Below are 9,708 nucleotides of genomic sequence, written 5' to 3'. Positions count from 1 at the left end.
ATACACTGGTACCCGCCTCAGGCGTTTTTTTCTGCGCGCCCGGGTGGTCAAAATTTAAGTGCACTAATAAACCCTGTTTTTATGTCCCCCGCCTGCCCGCAGTGCGGGGGCTGGGGGCGTCGATGAACACGTTTATTCGCCGAGCTTGGATAGCGGCATCGCTATCACGCTGAGAGCCTGTTATGCTGGTCCAGCGTTTGATCGCAGTCTTGATCCGTGCGAGCAGCTTGTGAGGGATGCAACCGAACGAGGCGCTGCTCCCACAGTCGTCGCAGGCCCTCCATCACAGCGTCACGCTTAGCCTGATCCGGCGCAATTGTATTGAGGAGATCTCCCAACATGGCTTCGCCCTCAATCCGCATCAGCAGATTAAACAAGTCGTGTGAAATTCGCACACTGTCACTGTTGAAGTGGGTCGTGCTGATCTCGCAGTGAGTTTCCCGACGATCTGGCGCTTTGTAAGCGCGGGTTTGATGGAGGGACACATAGGGCGGCAACGAAACCGCAAGCGCAGTCCAATCCTGCAGCGTTGCAGCCCGCTTTTTTACCAGGAAGGGCCCGACCACAAGTCCATCCAGCTCTGTCGTCAGAAAGGTGGCAATCGCGTCTGCAACCGAATCCACGATCGGTTCGGCATTGTTGTTAAAGGACGTATTGAGCAGAATTGGAGTGCCTGTGCGCTTCTTGAACGCATTGATGACCTCCCAGTACGCGGGATTGGCGTTGTGCGATACTGTTTGCAGGCGAGCGGTACCGTCGACGTGCGTGATGGCACCGAGCAAGGCGCGCTTTGAGTCACGCACGCGAACGACGAAATTCATGAATGGAAATTCGTGCCTACCGTCCGGGAGGTCGAAAAATTCGCTCGCATCCTCCTCCAGCACAGATGGCGCGAAGGGCCGATAGCCTTCGCGCTTCTTGACCATCGCATTGATCCGGTCCTTGTTTGCGGCGGGCCGAGGGTCGGCAAGAATGCTGCGGTTGCCCAGCGCACGTGGCCCAAACTCCGAACGACCCTGCACCCAGCCGATCACGGCGCCGTTGGCGATCCAGTCGGCTGCACTGCTTGCCACGTCATCAGAGCGTTCAACCTCGAGATGTCCGGCCCATGCATTCAGTTCCTGTTGCACGGCGCGCTCGCTCCCGAGATCAGGACCCCAATAGACCTCCTGCAGTCGCTCACACGGCGCGGGGCGGCCCATCTCGTTAGAGACTATCAGCGCAGCTCCCAATGCGCAGCCAGCGTCGTGAGACGCGGGTTGCACGAAGATGTCTTCGAAAAGCCCTGAATACAGCAGCTTACCGTTCATCGTACAGTTGTGGGCCACCCCCCCCGCCAGGCACAACCGCTTCATGCCGGTGGCCTCACGGTGATGCCGGAGAATGTGGAACACGATCCGCTCAAGCGCTTCCTGCAGTGACGCACTCACATCTCGATGCTGCTGGGTGAAGGGCATTCCCTTTCGCCTGACCTCGATATTGCGGAGCAACGCCGGACCGATGCGGTCGAGGTGAACACGGTAGCCACCGCCGTTGGCGGAGAGCTCGTAGAACTGCTCGAAGAGCTCGCGATAGGGAGCGGGGTCGCCGTAGGGCGCGAGTCCCATTACCTTATACTCGTCGAACAAGCCGTAGCCGAGATAGCGGATCGTCTCGAGATAAAACAGCCCAAGAGAATTGTTCTCGGGGAAAGCCTCGAGTTGCGTAATTTCTGTGCCAGACCCTACCGCCAAGAGGCCCGATAGGAAATCACCAGAGCCATCAATCGCTAGAATGAGACTTTGTTCGAAGCCCGACATTGCAAAGGCGCTCACGGCGTGCGCCTGATGATGACTTACGAATGAAATACGCGAACTGTCCAACTTAGTGCCGAACTCACGCGTTAACAGATCCTGCACCAACGTTTTAGCATCCAACGGAATGGAGAGAATGTCCGGGTGGGATGCGGACATACCTTCAAGCATGGCGTTGGCATAGGGCTCGCTGGCGTAGAGCGCGACACGATCAATGTCGTTGAGCTGAACCCCCGCCGCTGACAGACAGTATTGAATCGAACGAATTGGGAGCTTGTTGGAGTGTTTCATCCGATTGAGGCGTTCCTCTTCGACGGCTGCTATCACCCGTCCGTCTCGGACGAGCACCGCGGCGCCATCGTGCATAAAGGCGTTCCGAAGCTCGAATCGGTTTTCATGGACTTGGTCAAGTCCGCCGCTAATTCCTAGACACAGCATTTCTTTCTCCACATAGTGACGGGCAAGCCAAATTGGCCTGCCTCCGTTTCCAACTAAATAGGCCGCATTGTCGCTTGCAGCTGCAACCGCCTGTCAGGCATCACCGGCATCAAAGAACGCCTCATAAGGGGTCCGCCTGAATCAACATGAGATGCTTCGATCGTGGCGCCTGCCGTTCCGTGACGCCGAGAGCTTGGCTGGATCACCGCGCCGTGAACTGGCCCGATTTCATTCCCCGAAAGACCGTCGCACAGCGAGTGACACGTGCTGCACTGTCCACCTGCTTCCCGGTCGCACATCCGATAACGCCTTCGGCTGTGCAGGAGGCCGCATCGCGTCATGCGTCGGCCAAACATGGCACCGACTGGAAGCACGGCAATACCGCGTAGATGTAAAGTGCGCTGATGTTGTATGGTAGCGCTGCCGGCCGGGTCTCCAATCCGCTGCCCAGACGAGCCGACCGGATCTGCCTGCGGCAATAAGCCCGCCCACAAGCAGAATCGCGCTGGGCAGCGGGCTCGCCTGCAAGACTTCGCAGCTCAGGAACATTGGGGACGACTAGCGTCGAACCGCCGACATGGTCGGCCAGTTGCAACTCACTTCTCGGCACGACCTCCACTGCACGTCAGGGCGCATGGAAGATTTTCTCCTTGGATGGGTGATCGGTGCGGACGTGCTTTTGTCCATGCAAGATTTCCGAAGAGTTATGAAATCGTTTGTTTCGATCAAAGTCATCCACGCTATGAATAGCTGACGGACATGCGCTTCAAAGGGCTTCAGGCTTCCTGGATGGCTACTCCGATTTGAAGCGCGTGGCATTCCATGCGCTCTGTCACAACATTTCAGCAAAGGGTATGAGAGCAAACCCACACTTCTTTTTCGAAATTCGCTTCGAGCATTCGGGATGAGGTGCTGGGCGATTCACGCAGTCCACGGATCGAAGAGCTCTATTCCGAAGCCTTCGAAATCCTTCATATTACGCGTTGCCAGAGTGAGCTCCTGGGCAATCGCTGTGGCTGCGATCAATCCGTCCATTGACGTCAGCCCGCGGCCGCGGCGCTTCGCAAGACCCATCAGATCGCCCCAGGCCAGAGCAACCGGCTCGTCGACGGGGAGGACTCTCTGCTCGAAACGCTGAGGCAGGTCTCGGGCAAGCCATTCGGCCAGCGCCTCACGCTTCCGACCCTCGCCCATGAGAGCAACGCCGCGCCGGATTTCCGCGATCGACACCACGCTGATGAACGAGCGATCCTCGTCGAGCTTGTCCAGCCATTCCAGAACGCGTGCGTCCGGCGCCGGCCTTGTCACCTCGGACAGGACATTCGTGTCCAGCAGTAGCCTCACAGCGGCAGATCACGCGGTTCATCGCGTTGACGCTCAAGGTCGAGTTCCGCGCCGCGTAGCGGCGACTCCAGCAGAAACTCCGCAAGCGTACCCTTGCGCACCGTCTTGCGTTGCCATTCCTCGGCGGAGACGACAACGACGCTTGGCCTACCGTTGCGCGTGATCGTTTGCGGCGCCGCCTGCGCACGCTCGATGACTTCCGACAGCCGCGCCTTGGCCCGAGCGACGGTCCAGTTGGCATCCTCTTTTGGAGCAGACTGCATTCTGGCCTCCGTGACCATTGTGACTACGGTGACTATATAAAAATGCATAGTGACCGCAACAGGGGAGGGGGACTTTTTTCTAGAGCCCGGACGCCTTGGTGAGATGTTGTCGCAAAAGTTGAGTTCTGCGACGGTGCAAAAGTCAGTTGCAAAATCGTCGCGACAAAGGCTCGGCAGCTCCCCGAAGTAGCCATTTCAGATTGCTTGCAGGTGCGGATAAAGTCCTTTATGCATCGGCACATGATCAAGTCCGCGCCCATCGCTGCAATCTATTATGCGACGCTTCCATAAGGAGCGGCGCGTTTCGATCATGCCTTGAAACAAGCCGCCGTCAGGCGGCTTGTTCATTGAGAGGACCCCCTGGCGGCAATACCAGGAGGATTCCCTATGGCACTTCCCGATTTATCAACCGGTCATTCCGAACCATGTTCGGCCGCTTTGAAGACGCTCATTGAGCGCGGCTATGTAAATCAAGGGACCGACCTGCCGGGTGTCGATGCCGCCTTTGAAGCAGGCGTCGTACCCGCTTACGCTGGTTTCGATGCGACGGCTGACAGTCTTCATGTCGGCCATCTTCTTCTGATCATGGCGCTTCGTCATCTTCAGCAGACTGGCCATAAACCCATCGTTCTCATTGGGGGTGGGACCACCCGCATCGGCGATCCCAGCTTCCGTTCGGAGGCGCGGCCGATGCTGACGGACGACCGGATCGCCGCCAACATTGAAGGGATCAGAAAGGTCTTTGACCGTCTCCTTGTCTTCGGAGACGGCCCGACGGATGCCGTGATGGTGAACAATGCCGACTGGCTGGACAGCATTCGTTGGATCGACATGCTGAGAGACGTCGGCAGGCATTTCTCCGTCAATCGGATGCTCTCTTTCGACAGTGTGAAGTCGCGGCTGGAAAAGCAGGAGAACCTGAGCTTCTTAGAATTCAACTACATGATCCTCCAAGCGTTCGACTTCCTTGAGCTATCCCGCCGGACCGGTTGCCGTCTGCAGATGGGTGGAGCCGACCAGTGGGGGAACATCATCAATGGCATCGACTTGATACGGCGGACGGATGGAAAGGAAGTCTTCGGAGTGACTACGCCGCTTCTGACGACTTCTTCAGGTGTCAAGATGGGTAAGACGGCTGCCGGAGCTGTGTGGCTCAACGAAGATCGCCTTTCGCCATACGATTACTGGCAATTCTGGCGTAACACGGAAGACGCTGATGTCGTTCGGTTCCTGAAGCTTTTCACCGATCTGCCGATGGACGAGATCGAGCGATTTGGACAGGCTGAAGGAACCGAGCTAAACGCCGTCAAAGAACGTCTGGCCAACGAAGCTACGGCCCTGGCACATGGAACTAACGCCGCCAAACAGGCGGAGGCCACGGCTAGCCAAGCATTTGGGCAGGGCGAAGCCGCAGAGGGGCTACCGACGCTTCATCTAAATGACGCCGAGGGCTTGGCCGGAGTAGCCCTTGTGGATTTGCTGGTACGCGCCGGATTGACCTCCTCCAAAGGGGAAGCGCGAAGGGCGATCTCGGGACGAGGTGTGCGGATCAACGGCAACTTCGTCGAGATTGATACAATGATATCGTCCCAAGACCTCCCGATCCGGCTTTCGCTCGGCCGGAAGCGCCACACTGTTGTAAAGTAGGGTTTCAGCAAATGCTGTCGCAGAAATTCTGCCCGCTTAGCGGGGTGGGTTCAACTGATCCCTGCAACACACTCCGCGAACTTTTCAGCTGGGGTTTGATAAAGCAAGGTCTTTCGCGGCCTCTCATTGAGCTGCCGTGCGATCGCGCTGAGCTTAGTCTGGCTGTGCAGGGATAGATCGGTTCCGCGCGGCAGATATTGGCGCAGTAATCGGTTGGTGTTTTCGTTGGAGCCGCGCTGCCACGGCGACCGCGGATCACAGAAGTAGACCTCGACGTCGGAGGCCAAGGTCAGGCGCTGGTGATCGGCGAGCTCTTTACCTCGGTCCCAGGTCAACGACTGGTACAGTTCGCCGGGGAGTTTCCGTGCCTGTTTGATCAGTGCCGAGACGACGCTTTCGGTATCCTTGTTGGCGACCTTGACCAGCATCCCTTCAGCACATCTTCGACGGCATCTGCGACGAACATGGCATCGAGCACCGGCTCACAAAGATCAACCATCCCTGGGCGAACGGCCAGGTCGAGCGGATGAATCGGACCATCAAGGACGCCACCGTCAAGCGCTTCCACTATGACGATCACGATCAACTGCGCCGGCATCTCGCCGACTTCATCTTAGCTTACAATTTCGCGCGCCGGCTTAAGACCTTCAAGGGCCTAACACCCTACGAGTTCATCTGCAAAATCTGGGCAAAAGAGCCCGAACGGTTCCGACTCGATCCCACCCATCAAATGCCGGGACTAAACACCTAGCCTCCACCTTCGTTGCTTCATTGCTAATGAGCTTAGCAGGTGTTCGATGGTAAGCTCGCTGGTTTCTGCGGGTATCGCCCCGAGCGGCTTGAACGCACACGCCACAGAGCAGAGATCGGTCCATTTTGTTACGAACGAACATCTTGCTTCCGGTAGAGCTTTCTCGAACCAAGGTCCGAAAAGGGTCGCGAGCTGTCCGGTTCCCATCTGTCTCAGTAGGGTGGACAACCGACATGCAGCGGTTACCCGCCCATGCTCGTGTGTTGTTGGTTTGAAGGCTGAGGGTCTGTCACTATCCACTTTCCAATCATACGAATCGGATCACTGTCTTCGTGGTCGATATGGCAGGGCTGCTCGTGTCGTCCTGCACACTCGCGATCGTTCCCAACTTGTCCCGGGGAGCCCGTCTTTACGGGGTAATCGAAAACGTCGTGACAGATGCCAACCATCGCCGGACTGGGCTACTGGGCTGGGCCGCGCCGTCCTTCATGCCGCGCTCGACAAAGCATGGAACGCCGATTGCTACAAGGTTCTGTTGGCGACTGGATCTCGGAGGGAGTCCACTCTGCGCTTCTATGAAGGTGCAGGGTTCCAGCAAGGCGGAAAACTTACTTCGAAATTCGCCGCTTGGAGGACGCTTTGGGTCGATTTTCCACCTTCCCTGACGGCCCGGAGGGGTGGGAATCGGCCGCTCGCGTCGTCCCGGCTGCCTAGCGTGGCGGATGAATTAACAGCCAGCGATTTGGCTCTTGCTCGACGAACTCTTTCTGGACGTGCCTGAGCACGTTCCGCTGCCCGGCAAACGGAACCATGTTGACCGCTTGATCGAAGGGGACCCACTGAAACTCGCTGTGGTCGGCATTCAGTCGCACCGTCTCTGTCGACCCCGCGAAACCCACGAAAACCGGCAGGAGGCTAATGGCGTCGCGGTCCGCTTCATAGAATTGCTCGCATATGTCGGCCGAATAGAGCCTCTGCAGCGTCAAGCCCGTTTCCTCCTTAGTCTCTCGCCAGGTCTTCCTTACGATCCGGTCATGGGTCTCGACCACGGCATCGGCGACCGCCGCCTCCCATTCCACGGCGCAAACGGCAAGGATCGCCCAGCGTCGATCCGAGCTGATATCGCGCAAGCCATCGGTGAACATAGCGCTCACCCTGCCGACGCAGGCGAGCGATGCGGTGTTGCGGATGCCGGCGAGCACTTGCGGATCAAGACCCACCGCGCAGGAACTCCAGTCGGTCAAGCAGCCGGTTTGCCGCCGCGGAATTGTTGCCGAGCTCGAACTTGCGAAGCAAGATGAAGCGGCTTATGTTACCGGCCAACATTTCGGTCAGAAGCCCATCCAACCGCTCGCGCGCACCAGCGTCGGCCGGCGCAGCCGATGAGGGCGAGATGAGCGATCCCGCAATCCTGGCATTTCCTCGGCGCGATACCGGTCGAGCCATTTGCGAACCGTCCGCGGGCAGACGCCTGCGGCTTTGGCGACGGCCTCAGGCGTCTGTCCGCTCTCGACCTGCATTACAATTCGCTCTCGACCGAGCGGCGTCAGACGGGTACTCTTATGGATGTTCATCCGGTCCCACTGGAATCACTGAAGCTTCGACAACCTCAGCTTTCCCGGTTCGGACCGGATGGATAACCTTCTGAAAGCTCACAACTAGCTACCAATGCGATCAGCTTTCGGGCTATCGGGGGCATCCAGGGAGGATGGGTATGTTCTTGGCTAACGGGCTCAAGCTGCGGGACCGCGGGTGCACCCTGGCACTGATTTTGGCGATCATATGTGTATGTGCGCCTGCACTGGCGGCAAACGCGTCGGATCAGGCGTGCCGGTCCATCGCCAAGCTCACAATTCCAAGCGTGATCTTTACCGAGGCTAGCCTTCAAAAGCCGCAGGAGATCCCCGCAGATCCCTTCACTGCATTCACCGGCGCCTCGCCTCAGGCGGTAAAAGTGGGCGGGCACTGCCTTGTCCGAGGTGTTATCGGGAAACGCCAGGGGGTCGATGGTCAATCATATGGCACCCGGTTTGAGGTGCGTCTTCCGACGACCTGGAACGACATGTTCCTTTTCCAGGGCGGCGGCGCAGTTGATGGCTTCCTGGCGCCGGCCGTCGGGACCATTCCTTGCCGGAACTCGACCGCGGCTCCCGGGCTCTTGCGCGGCTACGCTGTTGTAAGCATGGATGGCGGGCACCCAAGCCCCGATCCGGCTTTCGGGGTCGATCAAGCCGCACGCATTGATTTTGCGTACGCCTCCATTGGCAAAGTCACTTCGGTCTCGAAGCAGGTGGTGGCCAAGTTCTATGGGGCGGCTCCGAAAAAGTCGGTGTTCATGGGATGCTCGAATGGCGGTCGTGAGGCGTTGATAGCGGCTCAGCGATATCCGCTCGAGTTCGACGGGATTGTTGCAGGTAGCCCGGGTTTTCGTCTCAGTGCCGCCAACATTGCCCAAGCCTGGGATACTCGCGAGTACATGAGCATCGCTCCCAAGGATGAGGCCGGCCATCCCATTCTATCCCGCGCCTTCTCCCAGCAGGATCTGAACCTCGTCGCCAACGCGGTTCTCGCTGCCTGTGATGCCCGCGATGGCATTGAGGATGGCGTCATCAACGCCTGGCAGCAGTGCCGGTTCGACCCAAAGGTCCTGTCCTGCCAAGGCGATAAGACGGACAGCTGCCTCACGGCTGGTCAAGTGCAGGCCATGAGCCGCGCGTTCGCGGGTCCGGAAAGCTCCGATGGCGAAAAGCTTTACAGCGATTGGCCATATGATACGGGCGTTGCGGGCGCGGACTGGAGAATGTGGAAGCTGGGCAAATCCCCCACTTCCCAGTCGGATGCAAACAACATCGTTCTGGGAGCCCGCTCGCTTCAATACTACTTCATGACGCCCCCGGCGCCGAATTTTGACCCCCTGAAGTTCGACTTCGACAAGGATCCGGCACGCGTTGCGGATACGGCCAAGCTCAATGATGCGACCGGCACGTATCTCGCCAGCTTCGCTGCCCACGGTGGAAAGCTGCTCTTGTTTCAGGGACTTTCCGATCCGGTCTTCTCGGCCAACGATCTGGTGCGCTGGTACAAGCAAGTCGTCGAGGTCACAGGCGGCGGCGATTTGGAAGCGACTCGCCGTTTCGTGCGCATGTTCATAATCCCGGGGATGACCCACTGCGGCGATGGCCAAGCCTTCGACGACTTTGATCCTTTGGCCGCCATCGAGGGCTGGATAAACCAAGACAAGGCTCCGGACTCTCTCGCGGCTGGCAGCAAGGCATTCCCTGGCAAGCACCAGCCGATCTGCGCTTATCCCACTCAAGCTGCCTATGACGGTAAGGGAAATCCCGATGAGATCGCGAGCTATTCGTGTCGGGGATAAGAGACCTCGTCATTTGTTCGCTTCAATCTGCGCGCATTCCCGGAACAGGTCTCCCGGACCAAGGATCGGTTGGAAAAGCTAAACCCGGAATTTGTG

At 58.3% G+C, this 9,708-nt stretch carries 6 protein-coding genes and 4 pseudogenes; 3 read left to right on the top strand and 7 right to left on the bottom strand.

The annotated features are described in order from the left end of the window. Positions 1-164 precede the first annotated feature (164 nt). The 4 genes from NKI17_RS33225 to NKI17_RS33210 all read right to left on the bottom strand — a co-directional run bounded on the left by NKI17_RS33225 (position 165) and on the right by NKI17_RS33210 (position 4,186). A complete protein-coding gene (locus NKI17_RS33225) occupies positions 165-2,231 on the bottom strand; it encodes a carbamoyltransferase family protein (RefSeq protein WP_023679092.1) in 2,067 nt (688 codons plus the stop codon). Between the two features lie 921 nt (positions 2,232-3,152). Next, positions 3,153-3,575: a type II toxin-antitoxin system VapC family toxin gene (locus NKI17_RS33220; protein WP_352480554.1), complete on the bottom strand. Its 423-nt coding sequence runs from the start codon at positions 3,573-3,575 to the stop codon at positions 3,153-3,155. Beyond that, positions 3,572-3,838, bottom strand: coding sequence for a type II toxin-antitoxin system prevent-host-death family antitoxin (locus NKI17_RS33215; RefSeq protein WP_023679089.1), 267 nt, complete (start codon positions 3,836-3,838; stop codon positions 3,572-3,574). Before NKI17_RS33215 ends, NKI17_RS33220 begins: the two co-directional genes overlap by 4 nt. 195 nt (positions 3,839-4,033) lie before the next feature. Then, positions 4,034-4,186, bottom strand: coding sequence for a hypothetical protein (locus NKI17_RS33210; protein WP_352907486.1), 153 nt, complete (start codon positions 4,184-4,186; stop codon positions 4,034-4,036). A 39-nt stretch (positions 4,187-4,225) separates the two neighbouring features. On the opposite strand from NKI17_RS33210, the gene tyrS reads away from it, so the two are divergent. Next, a complete protein-coding gene (gene tyrS / locus NKI17_RS33205; protein WP_031212411.1) occupies positions 4,226-5,485 on the top strand; it encodes a tyrosine--tRNA ligase in 1,260 nt (419 codons plus the stop codon). Between the two features lie 50 nt (positions 5,486-5,535). Here the strand turns inward: tyrS and NKI17_RS33200 are convergent. Next, a pseudogene (locus NKI17_RS33200) lies at positions 5,536-5,913 on the bottom strand (IS30 family transposase); the annotation flags it as partial. 5 nt (positions 5,914-5,918) lie between these two features. Between NKI17_RS33200 and NKI17_RS33195 the strand changes: the two are divergent. Continuing rightward, a pseudogene (locus tag NKI17_RS33195) lies at positions 5,919-6,236 on the top strand (integrase core domain-containing protein); the annotation flags it as partial. A gap of 977 nt (positions 6,237-7,213) precedes the next feature. Here the strand turns inward: NKI17_RS33195 and NKI17_RS33185 are convergent. Together NKI17_RS33185 and NKI17_RS33180 are read right to left on the bottom strand one after the other, a co-directional pair. Further along, positions 7,214-7,601, bottom strand: a pseudogene (locus NKI17_RS33185) (Tn3 family transposase); the annotation flags it as partial. Next, positions 7,595-7,810: pseudogene (locus NKI17_RS33180) on the bottom strand (leucine zipper domain-containing protein); the annotation flags it as partial. The pseudogenes NKI17_RS33185 and NKI17_RS33180, both read right to left, overlap by 7 nt. A 140-nt stretch (positions 7,811-7,950) precedes the next feature. On the opposite strand from NKI17_RS33180, the gene NKI17_RS33175 reads away from it, so the two are divergent. After that, positions 7,951-9,612 carry a tannase/feruloyl esterase family alpha/beta hydrolase gene (locus NKI17_RS33175; RefSeq protein ID WP_156937414.1) on the top strand — a complete coding sequence of 554 codons (1,662 nt, stop codon included), beginning with the start codon at positions 7,951-7,953 and terminating at the stop codon, positions 9,610-9,612. The last annotated feature ends 96 nt before the right edge of the window (positions 9,613-9,708 follow it).

The sequence above is a fragment of the Mesorhizobium sp. M0816 genome (assembly GCF_040320005.1).
Classification (GTDB): domain Bacteria; phylum Pseudomonadota; class Alphaproteobacteria; order Rhizobiales; family Rhizobiaceae; genus Mesorhizobium.
The sequence above is the reverse complement of the archived record's forward strand: the minus strand, read 5'-3'. Positions and strand labels throughout refer to the sequence as shown.

What these genes read in the sequence shown, in the direction of transcription:
- NKI17_RS33225 (WP_023679092.1), bottom strand. Translation starts at nt 2,231, where the DNA reads ATGCTGTGTCTAGGAATTAGCGGCGGACTTGACCAAGTCCATGAAAAC.
- NKI17_RS33215 (WP_023679089.1), bottom strand. Translation starts at nt 3,838, where the DNA reads ATGCAGTCTGCTCCAAAAGAGGATGCCAACTGGACCGTCGCTCGGGCC.
- NKI17_RS33210 (WP_352907486.1), bottom strand. Translation starts at nt 4,186, where the DNA reads ATGAACAAGCCGCCTGACGGCGGCTTGTTTCAAGGCATGATCGAAACG.
- tyrS (WP_031212411.1), top strand. Translation starts at nt 4,226, where the DNA reads ATGGCACTTCCCGATTTATCAACCGGTCATTCCGAACCATGTTCGGCC.
- NKI17_RS33175 (WP_156937414.1), top strand. Translation starts at nt 7,951, where the DNA reads ATGTTCTTGGCTAACGGGCTCAAGCTGCGGGACCGCGGGTGCACCCTG.